18 protein-coding genes are annotated in these 21,629 nt (G+C 63.8%); all 18 read left to right on the top strand.

What is annotated here, in order from left to right; translation table 11 throughout:
* Positions 1–18: 18 nt before the first annotated feature.
* The 18 genes from tsf (at position 19) to IAE34_RS20635 (ending at position 21,629) form a co-directional block, all read left to right on the top strand.
* Entirely contained in the window at positions 19–882 is an 864-nt protein-coding gene (gene tsf, locus IAE34_RS20720) for a translation elongation factor Ts (RefSeq protein ID WP_200140815.1), read from the top strand.
* Positions 883–1,060: 178 nt separating this feature from the next.
* Positions 1,061–1,804, top strand: coding sequence for a UMP kinase (gene pyrH, locus IAE34_RS20715; RefSeq protein ID WP_200140814.1), 744 nt, complete (start codon positions 1,061–1,063; stop codon positions 1,802–1,804).
* A complete protein-coding gene (gene frr, locus IAE34_RS20710) occupies positions 1,801–2,358 on the top strand; it encodes a ribosome recycling factor (protein WP_200140813.1) in 558 nt (185 codons plus the stop codon). The genes pyrH and frr overlap by 4 nt, the downstream gene beginning before the upstream one ends.
* Positions 2,359–2,374: 16 nt before the next feature.
* The gene (gene uppS / locus IAE34_RS20705; protein ID WP_200140812.1) at positions 2,375–3,130 is read left to right on the top strand and encodes a polyprenyl diphosphate synthase; all 756 of its coding nucleotides are present in this window, start codon (positions 2,375–2,377) and stop codon (positions 3,128–3,130) included.
* On the top strand, positions 3,130–3,945 hold the full coding sequence (locus IAE34_RS20700) for a phosphatidate cytidylyltransferase (RefSeq protein WP_200140811.1): 816 nt from the start codon (positions 3,130–3,132) through the stop codon (positions 3,943–3,945). Before uppS ends, IAE34_RS20700 begins: the two co-directional genes overlap by 1 nt.
* Entirely contained in the window at positions 3,942–5,132 is a 1,191-nt protein-coding gene (ispC, locus tag IAE34_RS20695; protein WP_200140810.1) for a 1-deoxy-D-xylulose-5-phosphate reductoisomerase, read from the top strand. The genes IAE34_RS20700 and ispC overlap by 4 nt, the downstream gene beginning before the upstream one ends.
* 45 nt (positions 5,133–5,177) lie before the next feature.
* Positions 5,178–6,530, top strand: coding sequence for an RIP metalloprotease RseP (gene rseP, locus IAE34_RS20690; protein ID WP_200140809.1), 1,353 nt, complete (start codon positions 5,178–5,180; stop codon positions 6,528–6,530).
* Positions 6,531–6,606: 76 nt separating this feature from the next.
* Positions 6,607–8,955 carry an outer membrane protein assembly factor BamA gene (bamA, locus tag IAE34_RS20685; RefSeq protein WP_200140808.1) on the top strand — a complete coding sequence of 783 codons (2,349 nt, stop codon included), beginning with the start codon at positions 6,607–6,609 and terminating at the stop codon, positions 8,953–8,955.
* 44 nt (positions 8,956–8,999) lie between these two features.
* On the top strand, positions 9,000–9,503 hold the full coding sequence (locus tag IAE34_RS20680; RefSeq protein ID WP_200140807.1) for an OmpH family outer membrane protein: 504 nt from the start codon (positions 9,000–9,002) through the stop codon (positions 9,501–9,503).
* A gap of 1 nt (position 9,504) precedes the next feature.
* Positions 9,505–10,560: a UDP-3-O-(3-hydroxymyristoyl)glucosamine N-acyltransferase gene (gene lpxD, locus IAE34_RS20675; protein ID WP_200140806.1), complete on the top strand. Its 1,056-nt coding sequence runs from the start codon at positions 9,505–9,507 to the stop codon at positions 10,558–10,560.
* 114 nt (positions 10,561–10,674) lie between these two features.
* Positions 10,675–11,115, top strand: coding sequence for a 3-hydroxyacyl-ACP dehydratase FabZ (fabZ, locus tag IAE34_RS20670; RefSeq protein WP_200140805.1), 441 nt, complete (start codon positions 10,675–10,677; stop codon positions 11,113–11,115).
* A complete protein-coding gene (gene lpxA, locus IAE34_RS20665) occupies positions 11,112–11,888 on the top strand; it encodes an acyl-ACP--UDP-N-acetylglucosamine O-acyltransferase (protein WP_200140804.1) in 777 nt (258 codons plus the stop codon). Before fabZ ends, lpxA begins: the two co-directional genes overlap by 4 nt.
* A 1-nt stretch (position 11,889) precedes the next feature.
* Entirely contained in the window at positions 11,890–13,017 is a 1,128-nt protein-coding gene (gene lpxB, locus IAE34_RS20660; RefSeq protein ID WP_200140803.1) for a lipid-A-disaccharide synthase, read from the top strand.
* 1 nt (position 13,018) lies between these two features.
* Entirely contained in the window at positions 13,019–13,642 is a 624-nt protein-coding gene (rnhB, locus tag IAE34_RS20655) for a ribonuclease HII (protein ID WP_200140802.1), read from the top strand.
* A 101-nt stretch (positions 13,643–13,743) separates the two neighbouring features.
* Entirely contained in the window at positions 13,744–17,268 is a 3,525-nt protein-coding gene (dnaE, locus tag IAE34_RS20650) for a DNA polymerase III subunit alpha (RefSeq protein ID WP_200140801.1), read from the top strand.
* A gap of 104 nt (positions 17,269–17,372) precedes the next feature.
* Positions 17,373–18,323, top strand: coding sequence for an acetyl-CoA carboxylase carboxyl transferase subunit alpha (gene accA / locus IAE34_RS20645; protein ID WP_200140800.1), 951 nt, complete (start codon positions 17,373–17,375; stop codon positions 18,321–18,323).
* Between the two features lie 124 nt (positions 18,324–18,447).
* Positions 18,448–19,731, top strand: a complete 1,284-nt coding sequence (gene tilS / locus IAE34_RS20640) for a tRNA lysidine(34) synthetase TilS (RefSeq protein ID WP_200140799.1) — start codon at positions 18,448–18,450, stop codon at positions 19,729–19,731.
* A gap of 269 nt (positions 19,732–20,000) precedes the next feature.
* A complete protein-coding gene (locus IAE34_RS20635; protein WP_200140798.1) occupies positions 20,001–21,629 on the top strand; it encodes a CTP synthase in 1,629 nt (542 codons plus the stop codon).

Raw genomic sequence — 21,629 nt, 5'->3', positions numbered from 1 at the left:
TTCCAAGAGGATTTTGAAATGGCAGCAATTACTGCAGCGCTGGTCAAAGAACTGCGCGAGCGTACCGGCGAAGGCATGATGGATTGCAAGAAGGCCCTGGAAAAGGCCGGCGGCGACATCGAAAAAGCCATCGACGACATGCGCGCCTCGGGCGCCATTAAGGCCGCCAAGAAAGCCGGCAACGTCGCTGCCGAAGGCGCCATCGCAGTCAAGACCGACGGTAAATCCGCCGTCCTGCTGGAAGTGAACTCGCAGACCGACTTCCTGGCCCTGCAAGACGACTTCAAGACCTTCGTTGCCGAAAGCCTGGAAGAAGCCTTCGCCCAGAAGCTGACCGACGCCGCTCCGCTGATCGCTTCGCGTGAAGCCGCTCGCGAAGCGCTGGTCGCCAAGGTTGGTGAAAACGTCAACATCCGCCGCCTGGTGCGTGTGGAAGGCGACGTGGTCGGTGCCTACCTGCACGGCAACAAGATCGGCGCCGCGGTCGTTCTGAAAGGCGGTGACGTCGAGCTGGCCAAGAACATCGCCATGCACGTCGCTGCGTCCAACCCCGAGTTCCTGGACTCGTCGGAAATTTCCGCCGAAGCCATCGAGCGCGAGAAGAATGTCTTCCTGCAACTGAACGCCGACAAGATCGCCGGCAAGCCGGAAAACATCGTCGAGAACATGATCAACGGCCGTATCACCAAGTTCAAGGCAGAGGCCTCGCTCAAAGAGCAGGCCTTCGTCATGAACCCTGAAGTCAAGGTGGGCGAACTGGCCAAGAAAGCCGGTGCCGAAATCGTCTCCTTCACCTACTTCAAGGTAGGCGAGGGCATCGAGAAGCCGGTCGACAACTTCGCTGAGGAAGTGGCCGCCCAGCTCGCCGCCGCCAAGCAGTAAGACGGACTCGTTCGTCGCCCCGAAGAGGCTGCCCGCTCACGCGCGCAGCCTCTTTGTCAAAGCGGCCGCGGTTTATCCAACCGCCATCCGCTGACGCAGACGCTGCGTCACGCTAGAGTTACGCGCAGGCTGAAACAGCCCGCCAGATTTTTTACAAACGCCGCAGGAGAGATTCGCAATGGCTCAGCAGGGCAGTGGTCATCAGGCTCGCTATAAACGCATTCTACTCAAACTTAGCGGCGAGGCCCTGATGGGCTCGGAAGAGTTCGGGATCGACCCGAAGGTTCTGGATCGCATGGCGCTGGAAGTGGGCCAACTGGTCGGTATCGGCGTCCAGGTGGGCCTGGTCATCGGCGGCGGCAACCTGTTTCGCGGCGCGGCGCTCAGTGCAGCCGGCATGGATCGGGTCACCGGCGACCACATGGGCATGCTGGCCACCGTGATGAACGCCCTGGCGATGCGCGACGCGCTGGAGCGAGCGAACATCACCGCCATCGTCATGTCGGCCATTTCCATGGTCGGGGTGACCGATCACTACGACCGCCGCAAGGCCATGCGCCACTTGAACGCCAAGGAAGTGGTGATCTTCGCGGCCGGTACCGGCAACCCGTTCTTCACCACCGACTCCGCCGCCTGCCTGCGCGCCATCGAAATCGATGCCGACGTGGTCTTGAAAGCGACCAAGGTCGATGGTGTATACACTGCAGATCCATTCAAGGACCCGCATGCCGAGAAGTTCGATCATCTGTCCTACGATGAAGTGCTGGATCGCAAGCTGGGCGTGATGGACCTGACGGCAATCTGCCTCTGCCGTGATCACAAGATGCCGCTGCGCGTCTTCAACATGAACAAGCCCGGCGCCCTGCTGAACATCGTGCATGGTGGTGCTGAAGGAACTCTGATCGAGGAAGTTCAAAAATGATCAACGAAATCAAGAAAGACGCGCAGGAGCGCATGAAGAAGTCCCTGGAGTCGCTGAATCACGCCTTCGGCCAGATCCGTACCGGCAAGGCTCACCCCAGCGTCCTGGGCAGCGTGATGGTGCCTTACTACGGTGCCGACACCCCGCTGACCGGCGTGGCCAACGTCACCGTGAAGGACAACCAGACCCTTCAAGTGGTGCCGTTCGAGCGCAATATGCTGGCGGCCATTGACAAGGCGATCGGCAGCGCCGGCCTGAACCTGAACCCGACCAACCTGGGCGAGCTGCTGCTGATCAAGATGGCCCCGCTCACCGAGGAAACCCGCAAGGGCTTCACCAAACAGGCGCGTGCTGCGGCTGAAGATGCGCGCGTGGCCGTGCGCAACATCCGTCGTGATGCGCTGGGCGACCTGAAGAAGCTGTCCAAGGACAAGGAAATCAGCGAAGACGAAGAGCGTCGCGCCAGCGCCGACATCGACAAGCTGATCAAGGATTTCGAAGCGCAGATCGCCAAGGCGACGGAAGAAAAAGAAAAGGACCTGATGGCCTTCTGAGGGTCAGGACGTTTTCATGGACAAGACCAAGCAGACTGTACCCTCCGTGGTGCCGCGTCACGTGGCGATCATCATGGATGGGAATAATCGCTGGGCGAAGAAGCGCTTCATGCCCGGCGTCGCCGGGCACAAGGCGGGTGTCGATGCGGTGCGCGCCGTGATCGAAGTGTGTGCCGAGGCCAAGGTCGAGGTGCTGACACTGTTCGCGTTCTCCAGTGAGAATTGGCAGAGGCCGGCGGATGAAGTCAGTGCCCTGATGGACCTGTTCTTCAAGGCGCTGCGTCGCGAGGCCAAGCGCCTCGACGACAACGACATCAGCCTGCGCATCATCGGCGACCGCTCACGCTTTCATCCAGAGCTACAGGCCGCCATGCGCGAGGCCGAGGCGGCGACCGCAGGCAGCAACCGCTTCATCCTGCAGATCGCTGCCAACTATGGCGGACAGTGGGACATCGCCCAGGCCGCCCAGCGCCTGGCGCGCGAGGTGCAGGCCGGTCATCTGCGCCCGGACGACATCACGGCGGACCTGTTGCAGACCTGCCTGGTCACCGGCGACTTGCCATTGCCCGACCTGTGCATTCGTACCGGCGGTGAGCATCGCATCAGCAACTTTCTCCTCTGGCAGCTGGCCTACGCCGAGCTGTACTTCTCCGACCTCTACTGGCCGGACTTCAAACACGAGGCCATGCGCACTGCGCTGGCCGATTTCGCTTCGCGCCAACGCCGCTTCGGGAAGACCAGCGAGCAGGTCGAGGCTGGAGCCCGTGCTTAATGCTTAAACAACGCATCATTACTGCGCTGATCCTGCTGCCGATCGCGCTGTGTGGTTTCTTCCTGCTCGGCGGTGCCGACTTCGCCCTGTTCATCGGCTTCGTGGTCACCGTCGGCGCCTGGGAGTGGGCGCGCCTGGCCGGGCTGACCGCCCAGCCGCTGCGTCTGGCCTACGCGGCCGTGGTAGCCGGGGCGCTGATGCTGCTCTACCTGATGCCCGATCTGGCGCCCTGGGTGCTGGGCGGCTCGGTGATCTGGTGGGCGCTGGCGACCTGGCTGGTGCTGACCTATCCACGCAGCAGCGAGTTGTGGAGCAGCGCGGCCTGCCGCCTGTTGATCGGCCTGCTGGTGTTGCTGCCGGCCTGGCAAGGGCTGGTGCTGCTCAAGCACTGGCCGTCGGGCAACGGGCTGATTCTCTCGGTCATGGTGCTGGTGTGGGCGGCGGACATCGGCGCCTATTTCTCGGGCCGAGCCTTCGGCAAACGCAAGCTGGCGCCCCAGGTGAGTCCTGGCAAGAGCTGGGAGGGTGTCTACGGCGGTCTGCTGGTGAGCCTGCTGATCACCCTGGTGGTCGGTGTGGTGCGCGACTGGGGTCTTGGCCAGATCCTGCTGGGCCTGATCGGTGCTGTGGTGGTGGTGATGTCGTCGGTGGTCGGTGACCTGACCGAGAGCATGTTCAAGCGCCGTGAAGGCATCAAGGACAGCAGCAACCTGCTCCCGGGCCACGGTGGCGTGCTGGACCGTATCGACAGCCTGACGGCGGCCATCCCGATGTTCGCCGTGCTGCTGTGGGCTGCCGAATGGGGTGTACTGTGACGGCCCTGCAGCGCATCACCGTGCTCGGGGCGACCGGCTCGATCGGCCTGAGCACGCTGGATGTCATCGCGCGTCACCCCGAGCGCTACGAAGTCTTTGCACTGTCGGGCTACTCCCGGCTGGATGAGCTGCTCGGCTTGTGCCTGCGCCACCGCCCGGTTTATGCCGTGGTGCCCGATGCCCCGTCGGCCGAGCGCCTTCGTCAGGCGCTGGCCGCGGCCGGCAGTCGCTGCCAGGTGCTGGAAGGGGAAGACGGCCTGTGCCAGGTCGCTGCGGCCAGCGAGGTGGACGCCGTGATGGCGGCCATCGTCGGCGCTGCGGGCTTGCGCCCGACGCTCGCGGCGGTGCGCGCGGGCAAGAAGGTGCTGCTGGCCAACAAGGAAGCGCTGGTGATGTCCGGCGCCCTGTTCATGGAAGCGGTGCGCGACAGCGGGGCCGTGCTGTTGCCCATCGACAGCGAGCACAACGCGATCTTCCAGTGCTTGCCAGGAGACTATGCCCGCGGCCTGGCCCCGGTTGGCGTACGGCGCATCCTGCTGACCGCTTCGGGCGGACCCTTCCGGGAAACCTCGGCGGCCGCGCTGGAGAACGTGACCCCGGAGCAGGCGTGCGCGCACCCGAACTGGTCGATGGGACGCAAGATCTCGGTCGACTCGGCGAGCATGATGAACAAGGGGCTCGAGCTGATCGAAGCGTGTTGGCTGTTCGATGCGGCGCCCTCGAAGATCGAGGTGGTGGTGCATCCGCAGAGCGTGATCCATTCGCTGGTCGACTACGTCGACGGGTCGGTACTGGCCCAGCTGGGCAATCCCGACATGCGTACGCCGATCGCCCATGCGTTGGCCTGGCCGCAGCGCATCGACTCCGGCGTCGCGCCCCTGGACCTGTTCGCCATCGCCCGCCTGGACTTCCAGGCCCCTGACGAACAGCGATTTCCGTGCCTGCGCCTGGCCCGTGCCGCCGCTGAAGCAGGCAACAGCGCGCCTGCCGTGCTCAATGCCGCCAATGAGGTGGCCGTCGATGCCTTCCTGCAGGGGCGTATCCGCTTCCCGGAGATCGCAGGTATGATCGAGCAGGTGCTGGAGCGCGAGCCGGTGATCGCGCTGGACTCGCTGGAGGCGGTGTTCGCCGTCGACCAGCGTGCGCGCACGCTGTCCCAGGATTGGTTGAGGCATCACGACCGCTGACCTTTGTCGGTCTGCGGCCCGGCTGAACGTCGTTCGGAGAGAGATATGACAGCGCTCTACATGATCATCGGCACCCTGGTGGCATTGGGTGTACTGGTGACCTTCCATGAATTCGGCCATTTCTGGGTCGCACGGCGCTGCGGCGTCAAGGTGCTGCGCTTTTCGGTCGGCTTCGGCACGCCGTTGCTGCGCTGGCACGATCGGCACGGCACCGAGTTCGTGGTCGCAGCCATCCCCCTGGGCGGCTACGTGAAGATGCTCGACGAGCGGGAAGGGGAGGTGCCAACTGCGCTGCTCGGCCAGTCGTTCAATCGCAAGCCGGTCGGTCAGCGCATCGCGATCGTCGCAGCGGGTCCGATCGCCAACTTCCTCCTGGCCATCCTGTTCTTCTCGGTGGTCGCCATGCTCGGCAGCCAGCAGGTGCGTCCGGTCATCGGTGCGGTCGAGTCCGGGAGCCTGGCGGCAGCGGCCGGCCTGGCCCCAGGCCAGGAAATCGTGTCCATCGATGGCAAACCGACCAACGGCTGGTCAGCGGTCAACCTGCAACTGGTGCGTCGCCTGGGTGAGAGCGGGACCTTGCGCGTGGGCGTCACCGATGAGGGCGCTACCCTGGAGCGTCAGCACGACATCGCCCTGGACCACTGGCTCAAGGGCGCCGACGAGCCCGATCCGATCCAGTCCCTGGGACTGCGCCCTTGGCGCCCGGCATTGGCGCCGGTACTGGCCGAGATCGATCCGAAAGGGCCGGCCGCCGCAGCGGGCCTGAAGACCGGCGATCGCTTGCTGGCCCTCGACGGCGTCGCGCTCGGCGACTGGCAGCAAGTGGTGGACCGCGTGCGCGCTCAGCCGCAGGCCAAGGTGCAGGTGCGTGTCGAGCGCGACGGCGCGCAGCTGGAACTGCCCGTCACCCTGGCCAGCCGCGGAGAAGGCAAGGCGGCCAGCGGTTACCTGGGCGCCGGGGTCAAGGGTGGCGAATGGCCGCCAAGCATGCTCCGCGAAGTCAGCTACGGGCCGCTCGAGGCCGTCGGCGAAGGGCTTGCGCGCACCTGGAACATGAGCGTCCTCACCCTTGAATCGCTGAAGAAAATGCTCTTCGGCGAGCTCTCGGTAAAAAACTTGAGCGGACCGATAACCATTGCTAAAGTGGCGGGCGCTTCAGCCCAGTCGGGCGTTGGGGATTTCCTGAATTTCCTGGCCTACCTGAGCATAAGCCTGGGGGTTCTTAACCTGCTGCCCATTCCGGTACTGGATGGGGGGCATTTGCTGTTCTACCTGATCGAATGGGCGCGCGGTCGTCCGCTTTCCGATCGGGTACAAGGTTGGGGGATCCAGATCGGTATCAGTTTGGTCATCGGCGTGATGTTGCTCGCCCTGATCAACGATCTGGGTCGACTTTAACACTTCGCTCTATTGCGAACCTGCCGCCGCGTTGCGCTGGCAGGTTGTTTATTGCCAGTTGGAATAAAAGGACTTCATGAAACGTCTGCTGCTAACTGCGGTGCTCTCCGCACTGATGATCGCTGAAGTTCACGCCGAGTCCTTCACCATCTCCGATATTCGCGTCAACGGCCTGCAGCGGGTATCCGCCGGCAGTGTGTTCGGCGCGTTGCCGTTGAACGTGGGCGACCAGGTCGACGACCGCCGCCTGGTGGAGTCGACCCGCTCGCTGTTCAAGACCGGTTTCTTCCAGGACATTCAGCTGGATCGCGACGGCAATGTCCTGATCATCAATGTGGTCGAGCGCCCGTCGGTCTCGAGCATCGACATCGAGGGCAACAAGGCGATCAGCACCGAAGACCTGATGAAAGGTCTCAAGCAGTCCGGGCTGGCCGAAGGCGAGATCTTCCAGCGCGCGACCCTCGAAGGCGTGCGTAACGAGCTGCAGCGCCAGTACGTCGCCCAGGGTCGCTATTCGGCCGAGGTAGACGCCGAGGTCGTGCCCCAGCCGCGCAACCGCGTCGGCCTGAAGATCAAGATCAACGAAGGCACGGTCGCTGCCATCCAGCACATCAACGTGGTGGGCAACACCGTGTTCGGTGACGATGAGCTGACCCAGCTGTTCGAGCTCAAGACCACCAACTGGCTGTCGTTCTTCAAGAACGACGACAAGTACGCCCGCGAAAAACTGTCCGGTGACCTGGAGCGCCTGCGTTCCTACTACCTGGACCGCGGCTACATCAACATGGACATCGCCTCTACCCAGGTGTCGATCACCCCGGACAAGAAGCACGTCTACATCACCGTCAACGTCAACGAGGGCGAGAAGTACACCGTCCGTGACGTCAAGCTCTCCGGTGACCTCAAGGTGCCGGAAGACCAGGTCAAGTCGCTGATGCTGGTGCAGCCCGGCCAGGTGTTCTCGCGCAAGGTCATGACCACCACGTCCGACCTGATCACCCGTCGCCTGGGCAACGAAGGCTATACCTTCGCCAACGTCAACGGCATTCCGCAGCCCAACGACCAGGATCATACCGTCGACATCATGTTCGTCGTCGATCCGGGCAAGCGTGCCTACGTCAACCGCATCAACTATCGGGGCAACACCAAGACCGAGGACGAAGTGCTGCGTCGCGAGATGCGCCAGATGGAAGGCGGTTGGGCTTCCACCTACCTGATCGACCAGTCCAAGACGCGTCTGGAGCGCCTGGGCTTCTTCAAGGAAGCCAACGTCGAGACCCCGGCGGTGCCTGGCACCGATGACCAGGTCGATGTCAACTATGCGGTCGAGGAACAGGCTTCCGGTTCGATCACTGCCAGTGTCGGTTTCGCCCAGAGTGCGGGCCTGATCCTCGGCGGTTCGATCAGCCAGAGCAACTTCCTGGGTACCGGTAACAAGGTCTCAATCGGTCTGACCCGCAGCAAATACCAGACCCGCTACAACTTCGGTTTCGTCGACCCCTACTTCACGCCGGACGGCGTCAGCCTGGGCTACAACGCCTTCTACCGCAGCACCAACTACGACGACCTCGACGTCGACGTGGCAAGCTACGCGGTCGATAGCCTCGGTGCCGGTGTCAGCCTCGGCTACCCGATCAGCGAAACCTCGCGCCTGACCTATGGCCTGACCGTACAGCAGGACAAGATCAAGACCGGCCGCTACACCGTCGACGAGATCTTCGATTTCCTCGAGAAGGAAGGCGACAACTTCCTGAACTTCAAGGCGTCCATCGGCTGGTCCGAATCGACGCTGAACAAAGGTGTACTGGCGACCCGGGGTCATTCCCAGAGCTTGACCCTGGAAACCACCGTGCCCGGCAGCGACCTGTCGTTCTACAAGCTCGACTACCGCGGCCAGCTGTTCAAGCCGATCACCAACGACTACACCCTGCGTCTGCACACTGAGCTGGGCTATGGCGATGGCTTCGGCAGCACCTCGGGCCTGCCGTTCTACGAGAACTACTACGCCGGTGGCTTCAACTCGGTCCGTGGCTTCAAGGACAGCACGCTGGGTCCGCGCAGCACGCCGAGCACCGGGGTCAATCCCGGCACCATCCGCGACCCGGACCAGGACCCGCTGCCCTTCGGTGGCAACGTGCTGATCCAGGGCGGTGCCGAGCTGCTGTTCCCGCTGCCGTTCGTCAAGGATCAACGCTCGTTGCGCACCTCGGTCTTCTGGGACGTGGGTAACGTGTTCGACACCAACTGCGGCAGCAAGCCCGATTGCACCAAGGTCGGTTTCTCCGACATGGCCAGCTCCGTGGGTCTGGGTGTGACCTGGATCACTGCACTGGGCCCGTTGAGCTTCAGCCTGGCAATGCCGGTCAAGAAGCCGAAAGATGCCGATACTCAGGTGTTCCAATTCTCTCTGGGCCAGACTTTCTAAGCGCGGCCCTCGCTTAACGACAACGGTTTATCCAGGAGTGCATCGTGCGTAAGTTGACTCAACTGGCCGTAGTGGCCGCGGCGCTGGTCGCCACCCCGGCTTTCGCCGAAATGAAAGTTGCCGTGCTGAACTATCAGATGGCGCTGCTCGAATCCGACGCCGCCAAGAAGTACGCAGTCGACGCCGAGAAGAAGTTCGGTCCTCAGCTGAACCAGCTCAAGACGCTGGAAAGCAGCGCCAAGGGCATCCAGGATCGCCTGATCAAAGGCGGCGACAAGATGCAGCAGCCCGAGCGCGAGCGCCTGGAGCTTGAATTCAAGCAGAAAGCGCGCGACTTCCAGTTCCAGTCCAAGGAACTGAACGAAGCCAAGGCCGTGGCCGACCGTGACATGCTCAAGCAACTCAAGCCCAAGCTCGATGGCGCGGTCGAGGAAGTCATCAAGAAGGGCGGTTACGACCTGGTGCTCGAGCGTGGCGCGGTAATCGATGTCAAGCCTCAGTACGACATCACCCGCCAGGTCATCGAGCGCATGAACCAAGCGCGTTGATATGACCGTGTCCATCACCCTCGGTCAACTGGCCGAAACCCTCGGGGCCACACTCAGTGGCCCCGAGTCGCTTGCGATCACGGGCCTTGCCACCTTGCAGGAGGCGGGTCCCGGGCAGCTGAGCTTCCTGGCCAACCGCCAGTACCGTAAATTTCTCGACGACAGCCAGGCGGCGGCGGTCCTGATCAAGGCCGAAGATGCCGAGGGCTTCGGCGGGCATGCCTTGATCGTGGCCGATCCTTACCTGGCCTATGCGCGTATTTCCCATCTGTTCGATCCGAAGCCCAAGGCTGTGGCGGGAATCCATCCCAGCGCCGTGGTGGCCGACGACGCCCAGGTGGATCCCAGCGCCAGCGTCGGAGCGTTCGCGGTCATCGAAAGCGGTGCGCGTGTCGATGCCCACGTCACCGTCGGGGCGCATTGCTTCATCGGTGCACGATCGGTCATCGGTGAGGGTGGCTGGCTGGCGCCGCGCGTGACCCTGTATCACGATGTCACCATCGGCAAGCGGGTGGTGATCCAGTCCGGCGCGGTGATCGGCGCGGAGGGCTTCGGCTTCGCCAACGAGAAGGGGGTGTGGAACAAGATCGCCCAGATCGGCGGCGTGACCATCGGCGATGACGTCGAGATCGGCGTCAACACCGCAGTGGACCGAGGTGCGCTGTCCGATACCTGCATCGGCAATGGCGTCAAGCTCGACAACCAGATCCAGATCGCCCACAACGTCCACGTCGGTGATCACACCGCCATGGCCGCCTGCGTCGGCATTTCCGGCAGCACCCACATCGGCAAGCACTGTATGATCGCGGGCGGCGTCGGGATGGTGGGTCACATCGAGGTCTGCGACAACGTGTTCGTGTCGGGCATGACCATGGTCACGCGCTCGATCACCGAGCCGGGCGGCTATTCTTCCGGAACCGCCATGCAGCCGCTGGCCGAGTGGCGCAAGAGCGCGGCCCGCATTCGTCAGCTCGACGACATGAGCAAGCGACTGCAACAACTTGAAAAACGTGTCGACACCGTGACCTCAGGCGATCAGCCGGCATCACAAGGCTGATACCATTTCCTGAGCAAGAGTGAACAGTCGCTCGCTGGCTCCTCTTTTGATTGCAAAAGGAGCGTGTGGTCAGCACCTGCGCTCCCTATTCTTATTACAGGCTTCCCCCCCGAAATGATGGACATCAACGAGATTCGCGAATACCTGCCTCACCGTTACCCGTTCCTGCTGGTGGACCGGGTCACGGACCTGGATTTCGAGGCTCAGAGCATTCGTGCCTACAAGAATGTCAGCATCAACGAACCGTTCTTCAACGGTCACTTCCCGGCGCACCCGATCATGCCGGGCGTGCTGATCATCGAGGCGATGGCCCAGGCCGCCGGAATTCTCGGTTTCAAGATGCTCGATGCGAAGCCTGCCGACGGGACGCTCTACTATTTCGTCGGTTCCGATAAACTGCGCTTCCGTCAGCCCGTGCTGCCGGGCGATCAGTTGGTGCTCGAAGCCAGGTTCCTGAGCCGCAAGAGCATGATCTGGAAGTTCGAGTGCCGTGCGCTGGTCGACGGCAAGGCCGTGTGTTCGGCCGAGATCACCTGTGCGGAACGCTCCCTATGAATTCGATTGATCCGCGGGCCATCATCGACCCTTCGGCCAAGCTGGCCGAAGGCGTCGAGGTCGGCCCCTGGTCGATCGTAGGCCCCGACGTCGAGATCGGGGAGGGCACCGTCATCGGCCCGCACGTGGTGCTCAAGGGGCCCACGCGCATCGGCAGACACAACCGTATCTACCAGTTCAGCTCCATTGGCGAGGACACGCCCGACCTCAAGTACAAGGGAGAGCCGACGCGCCTGGTCATCGGCGATCACAATGTGATCCGCGAAGGTGTCACCATCCATCGCGGCACCATCCAGGACCGCTGCGAGACGACCCTGGGCGACCACAACCTGATCATGGCCTATGCCCACATCGGCCACGACAGCGTGATCGGCAACCATTGCATCCTGGTCAACAACACCGCGCTGGCCGGGCATGTGCACGTCGGTGACTGGGCGATCCTGTCCGGGTACACCCTGGTGCATCAGTACTGCCACATCGGTGCCCATGCCTTCTCCGGCATGGGTACGGCCATCGGCAAGGATGTTCCCGCCTTCGTCACGGTGTTCGGCAGCCCCGCCGAGGCGCGCAGCATGAACTTCGAAGGCATGCGCCGGCGTGGCTTCAGCGACGAGGTCATCCAGAACCTGAGGCGCGCCTACAAGATCGTCTACCGCCATGGCCTCACCGTCGAGGACGCGGCCAAAGAGCTGGATGAGCTGGCTGGCCTGCACCCGGAAGTCGAGTTGTTCCGTCAGTCGATCATCAACTCCGCCCGCGGCATCACGCGCTGACATGGCCGCACTCTGCGTAGCGCTGGTGGCAGGCGAGGCCAGCGGCGACATTCTTGGCTCCGGCTTGATGCGTGCACTGAAGGCGCGCCACCCAGAGGTGCGTTTCATCGGGGTAGGCGGCCCGCTCATGGAAGCCGAAGGCCTGCAATCCTATTTCCCCATGGAGCGGCTGTCGGTGATGGGCCTGGTCGAGGTGCTGGGGCGCCTGCGTGAGTTGCTCAAACGACGCAAGGCGCTGATCCGGACGCTGATCGACGAGCGACCGGACGTGTTCATCGGCATCGACGCCCCGGACTTCACCCTCAACATCGAGCTCAAGCTACGCCAGGCCGGGATCAAGACCGTGCATTACGTCAGCCCCTCGGTCTGGGCCTGGCGGCAGAAGCGTGTGCTGAAGATCCGCGAGGGCTGCGACCTGATGCTGACGCTGCTGCCCTTCGAAGCGAAATTTTACGAAGAGCAGGGCGTGCCGGTTCGTTTCGTCGGCCACCCTCTGGCCGATAGCATCGAGCTGCACGCGGACCGCGCAGCGGCGCGGGCAGCGCTGGGGCTTGGCGAGGGGCCCGTGGTGGCACTCATGCCGGGAAGCCGGGGAGGCGAGGTCGGCCGCCTGGGCGAGCTGTTCCTGGACACCGCGGCGCGTATTCGGCAGGCGATCCCCGGGGTGCGTTTCGTTTGCCCGTGCGCCAACCCATCGCGTCGCGCCCAGCTCGAACAGATGCTGCAAGGTCGCGATCTGCCGCTCACGCTGCTCGACGGCCAGTCGCACCTGGCGTTGGCAGCCTGCGACGCCGTGCTGATCGCCTCCGGTACGGCAACCCTGGAAGCCCTGCTGTACAAGCGGCCGATGGTGGTCGCCTATCGCCTGGCACCGCTGACGTTCTGGATCCTCAAGCGCATGGTGCGTAGTCCTTACGTGTCCTTGCCCAACCTGTTGGCCCAGCGCCTGCTGGTCCCCGAGTTGTTGCAGGATGCGGCTACACCCGATGCGCTGGCCGCCACCCTGGTGCCACTGCTTGCCGATGGCCACCAGCAGACCGACAGCTTCGACCAGATTCACCAGACCCTGCGCCGCGATGCCTCCAATCAGGCGGCCGACGCGGTGCTGGCCTTGCTGGGGGATCGATGACATGCAGATGGGACTGGATTTCACACTGGTCGAGGCCTTGGTGGCCGGAGTCGATGAAGTCGGTCGCGGCCCCTTGTGTGGGGACGTGGTCACTGCGGCCGTGATCCTCGACCCCAGTCGGCCGATCCTCGGCCTCAACGATTCGAAGAAACTCACCGAAACCCGCCGCGAAGCGCTGTTCGAGGAAATCTGCGAAAAGGCCCTGGCCTTCTGCATCGCGCGCGCTTCAGTGGAGGAAATAGACCGGTTGAACATTCTGCACGCCACCATGCTGGGCATGCAGCGTGCGGTCGAGGGGCTGAGCATCCTGCCCAGGCTGGCGCTGATCGATGGCAACCGCTGTCCCAAGCTGGCGGTACCGGCCTCGCCCGTGATCAAGGGCGATTCACAGGTGCCGGCTATCGCTGCGGCATCGATTCTGGCGAAGGTCACCCGTGATCGGGAGATGAGCGCCTTCGAGCTGATCTATCCTGGCTATGGCATCGGTGGGCACAAGGGCTACCCTACGCCGGTGCACCTCGAGGCCCTGGCGCGGCTTGGGCCCACGCCCATTCATCGGCGTTCGTTCGCGCCAGTGCGTGCCGCCTGGGACGCCCGCCTGGGCGTGAGCGACGCATTGTTCTGAGCCACATCCGTCCAGATCACGCCTGTCCGTCGGGCTGCGCGATGCAGTCGGGTTAGGCTACAATCCCGCGCTTGTCGTTCAGCACTGCTACAGGAATTTCCATGCCGGTTCCCTTCGTTCACCTGCGCGTGCACTCCGAATTCTCGCTGGTAGACGGCCTGGTGCGAATCAAGCCGCTGGCCAAGGCCCTGGCCGGGATGAACATGCCGGCGGTGGCGATCACCGACCAGAGCAACATGTGCTCGCTGGTCAAGTTCTACAAGTCGGCCATGGGGGCTGGTATCAAGCCGATCTGCGGCGCCGACCTGTGGTTGGCGGGCGCCGAGCCCGAAGCGCCGCTGTCGCGCATCTGCTTGCTGGCGATGAACCCGGAAGGCTATCGCAACCTCACCGAATTGATCTCCAAGGGGTGGACCGACGGCCAGCGCAACGGCCTGGTGATCATTCAGCGTGACTGGATCGCCCCCGCCAGTGCCGGCCTCATCGGCCTTTCCGCCGCGCGTGAAGGCGACATCGGCATGGCGTTGCTCGGCGGGCGTCACGACGAGGCGCAAGCGCTGCTGCAGGACTGGATGCAGATGATGCCCGACCGGTTCTACGTCGAGGTGCAGCGTACCAATCGCCCTGGCGACGAGGAGTACGTGCACGCAGCGGTCGCCTTGGCCGACCGACTGGGCGCGCCGCTGGTGGCGACCAACGACGTGCGCTTCATCAAGCAGTCCGATTTCGATGCCCACGAAACACGCGTCTGCATCGGCGAGGGCTGGACCCTGGACGATCCACGGCGGCCGCGCCTGTACAGCGACCAGCAGTACTTGAAGTCTGCCGAGGAGATGACCGAGCTGTTCAGCGATCTGCCGGACGCCATCGCCAACACGGTGGAAATCGCCAAGCGCTGCAACATCACCGTGCAACTGGGCAAGTATTTCCTGCCCGACTTTCCCACGCCCAACGGCATGGGCATCGACGATTACCTGCGCCATGTGTCCCACGAAGGCCTGGAAGAGCGGCTCAAGGTGCTCTGGCCCAAGGACACCACGCCCGATTACGAACAGAAGCGCCAGACCTACCTGGATCGCCTGAAGTTCGAGCTGGACATCATCATCCAGATGGGCTTCCCCGGCTACTTCCTCATCGTCATGGACTTCATCAAGTGGGCCAAGAACAACGGCGTGCCGGTCGGCCCGGGCCGTGGTTCGGGTGCCGGCTCGCTGGTGGCTTATGTGCTGAAGATCACCGACCTCGACCCGTTGGCCTATGACCTGCTGTTCGAGCGCTTCCTCAACCCCGAACGGATCTCCATGCCCGACTTCGACGTCGACTTCTGCATGGACGGCCGCGACCGCGTGATCGACTACGTGGCCGAGGCCTATGGCCGCAACGCCGTCAGCCAGATCATCACCTTCGGCACCATGGCCGCCAAGGCCGTGGTACGCGACGTGGCACGGGTCCAGGGCAAGTCCTACGGCCTGGCCGATCGCCTGTCGAAGATGATCCCGTTCGAAGTGGGCATGACCCTCGAGAAAGCCTACGAACAGGAAGAGATCCTGCGCGATTTCCTCAAGGGCGACGAAGACGCCCGCGAAATCTGGGACATGGCGCTCAAGCTCGAAGGCGTCACGCGAGGCACCGGCAAGCACGCCGGCGGCGTGGTGATCGCGCCGACCAAGCTCACCGATTTCTCGCCCATCGCCTGCGATGAAGAGGGCGGCGGCCTGATCACCCAGTTCGACAAGGATGACGTCGAGGCGGCCGGCCTGGTCAAGTTCGACTTCCTCGGCCTGCGTACCCTGACCATCATCAAGTGGGCGATGGAGATCATCAACCGCGAGCAGGCCAAGCACGACCTGCCCGAGGTCAACATCGACTTCATCCCGCTGGATGACCGCAAGACCTACGAACTGTTGCAGAAGGCCGAGACCACGGCCGTGTTCCAGCTCGAATCGCGCGGCATGAAGGAGCTGATCAAGAAGCTCAAGCCTGACTGCCTCGAAGACCTCATCGCCCTGGTCGCACTGTTCCGTCCGGGGCCGCTGCAATCGGGCATGGTCGACGACTTCATCAACCGCAAGCACGGCCGCGCCGAGCTGGCCTACCCGCACCCGGACTATCAGTACGATGGCCTGCAACCGGTGCTCGCCCCGACCTACGGCATCATCCTCTATCAAGAGCAGGTGATGCAGATCGCTCAGGTGATGGCCGGCTACACCCTCGGCGGCGCCGACATGCTGCGCCGGGCCATGGGCAAGAAGAAGCCCGAGGAAATGGCCAAGCAGCGCGGCGGTTTCATCGAAGGCTGCGCCAACAACGGCATCGATGGCGATCTGGCGGGCAACATCTTCGACTTGGTGGAAAAGTTCGCGGGCTACGGCTTCAACAAGTCGCACTCGGCCGCCTACGGCCTGGTGTCGTACCAGACCGCCTGGCTCAAGACTCACCATCCCGCGCCGTTCATGGCGGCCGTGCTGTCGGCCGATATGCACAACACCGACAAGGTGGTGGTGCTGGTGGAGGAAGTGCGCAGCATGAAGCTGCGCCTGGACGCTCCGGACGTGAATTTTTCCGATTTCAAGTTCACCGTCAACGATGACGGTCGCATCGTCTATGGCCTGGGTGCGATCAAGGGGGTGGGGGAGGGGCCGGTCGAGGCGATCGTCGAGGCACGGGCCGACGGTGGGCCGTTCAAGGACCTGTTCGATTTCTGCGCGCGCGTGGACTTGAAACGCATCAACAAACGCACCCTCGACGCGTTGATCCGCAGCGGTGCGCTGGACCGTCTCGGGCCGCACTTCCATGACGAGATCAAGGCCTACCACGCCAACATCGACCGTAACCGTGCCGTGCTGCTGTCGGCGCTGGAAGAGGCGATCAAGTCGGCCGAGCAGACCGCACGCAGCGCCGACAGTGGCCATGTCGACCTGTTCGGCGGCCTGTTCGTCGAGGAAGATTCCGATGTCTACGCCAACCATCGCAAGGCCCGTGAGCTGACCCTCAAGGAGCGCCTGAAGGGCGAGAAGGACACCCTGGGGCTGTACCTCACCGGTCACCCGATCGACGAATATGAAGTGGAGATCCGCCGCTTCGCCCGCCAGCGCATCGTCGACCTCAAGCCTTCGCGCGAGACCCAGACCATCGCCGGGATGATCATCGCCCTGCGCGTGATGAAGAACAAGAAAGGCGACAAGATGGGTTTCGTTACCCTGGACGATCGCTCCGGGCGCATCGAGGCCTCCCTGTTCGCCGATGCGTTCATGGCCGCCCAGGCGCTGCTGCAGACCGACGCCATGGTGGTGGTCGAGGGTGAAGTGAGCAACGATGATTTTTCCGGGGGGCTGCGCCTGCGCGTCAAGCAGGTGATGACGCTCGAGGACGCGCGCACCAAGCTGGCCGAAAGCCTGCGCCTGAAGGTTGCGGTGGAGGCGCTCAAGGGCGACCGCCTGGCCTGGCTCGGCGAGCTGATCACCCGCCATCGAGGCGGCTGCCCCATCACCCTCGAATACACCAGCAGCGACGCCAAGGCCATGCTGCAGTTCGGCGACCAGTGGTCCATCGACCCTGCCGATGGCCTGATCCAGGCCCTGCGTGACCAGTTCGGACGTGAGAACGTCTTCCTGCAATACCGTTGAAACGACGTATTTTAATCTCGACCTGAACGCGCCACTTCCGTAAGGTATGGCGCCAAACGGATCAACCGGCCGGCCGCCTGGCCGTAGACCCAAGACGGATGCCTATGAACCCGAATTTTCTCGATTTCGAACAGCCGATTGCCGACCTGCAAGCCAAGATCGAAGGCCTGCGCCTGGTCGGCAACGACAATTCGCTGAACATCAGCGATGAAATTGCCCGTCTGCAAGACAAGAGCAGCACTCTGACCGAAAGCATTTTCGGCAACCTGACCAGCTGGCAGATCGCGCGCCTGGCTCGCCATCCGCGCCGTCCGTACACCCTGGACTACATCGACCACATCTTCACCGAATTCGAAGAGCTGCACGGCGATCGCCATTTCTCCGACGATGCCGCCATCGTCGGCGGGACCGCGCGCCTGGACGGCAGGCCGGTGATGATCATCGGTCACCAGAAGGGTCGTGAGGTGCGCGAGAAGGTGCGCCGCAACTTCGGCATGCCGCGTCCTGAAGGCTATCGCAAGGCCTGCCGTCTGATGGAGATGGCCGAGCGCTTCAAGATGCCGATCCTGACCTTCATCGACACCCCGGGCGCCTACCCGGGCATCGATGCCGAGGAGCGCAACCAGAGCGAGGCCATCGCCTGGAACCTGCGGGTCATGGCGCGCCTGAAGACTCCGATCATCGCCACCGTGATCGGTGAAGGCGGCTCGGGCGGCGCGCTGGCGATCGGCGTGTGCGACCAGTTGAACATGCTGCAGTACTCCACCTATTCGGTGATCTCGCCCGAAGGCTGCGCCTCGATCCTGTGGAAGACGGCCGACAAGGCCGCCGACGCCGCCGAGGCCATGGGCATCACCGCCGAGCGCCTGAAGAGCCTGAACATCGTCGACAAGGTCATCGGCGAGCCGCTGGGCGGCGCGCACCGCGATCCTGCCGCCATGTCGGCCAGCATCCGCGCCGACCTGCTCGAGCAGTTGGACATGCTCGGCAAGCTCGACAACGACGCGCTGCTCAAGCGTCGCTACGATCGCCTGATGAGCTACGGCCTGCAGTAAGCCCGCAGGCGAGGCCGCGCCCGTCCTGGCTCGCCCCTGATGCGGTGCTCGGCCGGGTACGGCGGCCTGGTGTCGCGAATGGGGCGCATGGCGCCCCTGGCTACTCCCTCCCTGTGAGGCCACGATGCTCAACCTCACCCCCTGGCTGAACGCCCCTGCCTGGTACGTCGCCTTCTCTGGAGGCCTCGATTCCACGGTCCTGCTTCATCTGTTGGCCGAGTATCGCCGCCACCATCCCGCGCCGCCTTTGCGCGCCTTGCATGTCGACCATGGTCTGCAGGCCGCTGCCGAGCACTGGCCACGGCATTGTCGCGCCGTGTGCGAGGCCTTGGGCGTGGAGTTGGAGATCATCGCCATTGCCGTGCCGGCGAGGGCCAGCCTGGAACAGGCGGCGCGCGAGGCACGCTACGCGGCTCTGGCCAGCCGCCTGGGCGCTGGCGAGGTGCTGTTCACCGCACAGCACCAGGACGATCAGGCCGAAACCCTGCTGCTCAGGTTGTTGCGCGGCGCTGGCTTGCGCGGCCTCACTGCGATGCCTTCTGTACGGGCGCTGGGCCAGGGGCGCCTGGTCAGGCCGTTGCTGGCGGTGCCACGCGAGCGCCTGGAGGGTTATGCAGAGGCGGCGCGACTTTCCTGGGTCGAAGACCCTTCCAACCAGGACACACGATTCACCCGCAACTATCTGCGCAGCCAGGTGATGCCGCCGCTGCGTCAGCGCTGGCCGCACATGGCTCGGCAGCTGGCTCGCACTGCCGAGCACCTCGGCGAGGCGCTCGGGCTGCTCGAGGAACTGGCTGGCGACGATCTCGCAGACGCTGCGAAGGGAGCACCTCATCCCTGGTTGGGGCTGGACTCTCTGGATCTGCAGCCCCTCAGAGCGCTGTCGCCAGCGCGCCAGCGCAATGCCCTGCAACATTGGCTCAGCCCGCGCACCCGCCTGCCGGATGCGCGTCACTGGGCGGGCTGGGACGCGCTGCGCGACGCCGTCCCGGACGCGCAGCCGATCTGGTCGCTGACCGACGGCGCGCTGTTGCGCAGCCATGAGCGCCTCTGGTGGCTCAGCGGCGACTGGCTGCAACCGGCAGGCGGTCAGTGGCCCTGGGCCGATCCGCGGCAGCCGTTGGCGCTCCCTGGCAACGGCAGGGTGCGCCTGGAAGGTCCGCCGCCGCCCGATGGGCTGCGCATCGTCTATCGCCAGGGCGGCGAGCGTCTGGTGCTGCCGGGTCGTGGCGAGCGCGACCTCAAGCGCCTGCTCAACGAGCGCCAGCTCCCGGCGTTCGTCCGCTCGCGCCTGCCGCTGCTGTACCAGGGCTCGCGTCTGCTGGCGGTGGCCAACCTGTCGGAGCTGGCCCAGGCCGACTGGCGCCTGCATTGGCAGCCGCCGGAGTGTGCGCAAGGTTTGAGGTGAGGGGGAGATTCCGGTAGACTACCCTCCCTTCTTGATACAACTTCTGTGGCTTCTTCGAAATCACGGCAGTTGCCGATTACCAAGCAGTTTTTTGCTGGGCTGATTCTTAAAATGACGAGCGAACTCCACACTGGGGATACCCCCGGTCTGTACAGACGCGGCAGTTGTTCGAGATGCACTGTGATTGACGCAGGTGATCGGGGGCTTCGGCCTTCCTTCGCTTTCTCCGGCGGCGCTGACCGCCTTAACGCAGACTTCTAGGGTTTTTCATGACGCGCTACATATTCGTCACGGGCGGTGTTGTTTCTTCATTGGGGAAAGGCATTGCCTCGGCTTCCCTGGCGGCCATCCTGGAAGCGCGGGGGCTCAAGGTCACCATGCTCAAGCTGGACCCGTACATCAACGTCGATCCGGGCACCATGAGCCCGTTCCAGCACGGTGAAGTGTTCGTCACCCAAGACGGCGCCGAGACCGACCTCGACCTGGGCCACTACGAGCGGTTCATCCGCACCACCATGACCCAGAACAACAACTTCACCACCGGCCGCATCTACGAGCACGTACTGCGCAAGGAACGTCGTGGTGACTATCTGGGCGCGACCATCCAGGTCATTCCGCATATCACCGACGAGATCAAGCGTCGCATCATCAAGGGCGCCGGCGATGCCGACGTGGCCCTGGTGGAAATCGGCGGCACCGTCGGCGACATCGAGTCGCAGCCGTTCCTCGAGGCCATCCGCCAGTTGCGCGTCGAGGTGGGCTCCAAGCGCGCCATGCTGATGCACCTGACCCTGGTGCCGTACATCGCCACCGCGGGCGAAACCAAGACCAAGCCGACCCAGCACTCGGTCAAGGAACTGCGTTCGATCGGCCTGCAGCCCGACGTGCTGATCTGCCGTTCCGATCATCCGGTCGACGCTTCGTCGCGCCGCAAGATCGCCTTGTTCACCAACGTCGAAGAGCGCGCGGTCATTTCGCTCGAAGATGTGGACACCATCTACAAGATTCCAGGCGTCCTGCACGCCCAGGGCCTGGACGACTTCGTCACCGAGCGCTTCGGTCTGCAGTGCAACAGCGCCGATCTGTCCGAATGGGACAAGGTGGTCGACGCCAAGCTCAACCCCGAGCATGAAGTCACCATCGCCATGGTCGGCAAGTACATGGAGCTGCTCGATGCGTACAAGTCGCTGATCGAAGCGATGAGCCACGCCGGTATCACCAACCGCACCAAGGTCAACCTGCGCTACATCGATTCCGAAGACATCGAGAACCAGGGCACCAGCCTGCTCGAAGGCGCCGACGCCATCCTGGTGCCGGGCGGCTTCGGTCTGCGTGGTGTCGAGGGCAAGATCAAGGCCGTGCAGTTCGCCCGCGAGAACAAGGTGCCGTACCTGGGCATCTGCCTGGGCATGCAGGTCGCGGTGATCGAGTTCGCCCGCAACGTGATGGGCTGGACTGACGCCAACTCCACCGAGTTCGACCGTAACAGTGCGCATCCCGTGGTCGGTCTGATCACCGAGTGGGCCGATGCCACGGGCGCCGTCGAGACCCGTACCGAAGCTTCCGACCTGGGCGGCACCATGCGCCTGGGCGCCCAGGACTGCCAGTTGGCGGCGGGCTCCAAGGTCCACGACTGCTACGGCCGCGACGTGATCACCGAGCGTCACCGTCACCGCTACGAAGTCAACAACAACCTGTTGCCGCAGCTGGTCGATGCCGGCCTGATGGTGTCGGGCCGTTCCGAAGACGGGGCGCTGGTCGAGGTGGTCGAGTCCAAGGATCACCCATGGTTCGTCGCCTGCCAGTTCCACCCCGAGTTCACCTCGACCCCGCGTGACGGCCACCCGCTGTTCAGCGGCTTCGTCAAGGCTGCCCTGGCGCAGAAGAACAAGGCCTGA

This window comes from Pseudomonas sp. S30, from assembly GCF_016518545.1.
GTDB lineage: Bacteria > Pseudomonadota > Gammaproteobacteria > Pseudomonadales > Pseudomonadaceae > Aquipseudomonas.
The sequence above is the reverse complement of the archived record's forward strand: the minus strand, read 5'-3'. Positions and strand labels throughout refer to the sequence as shown.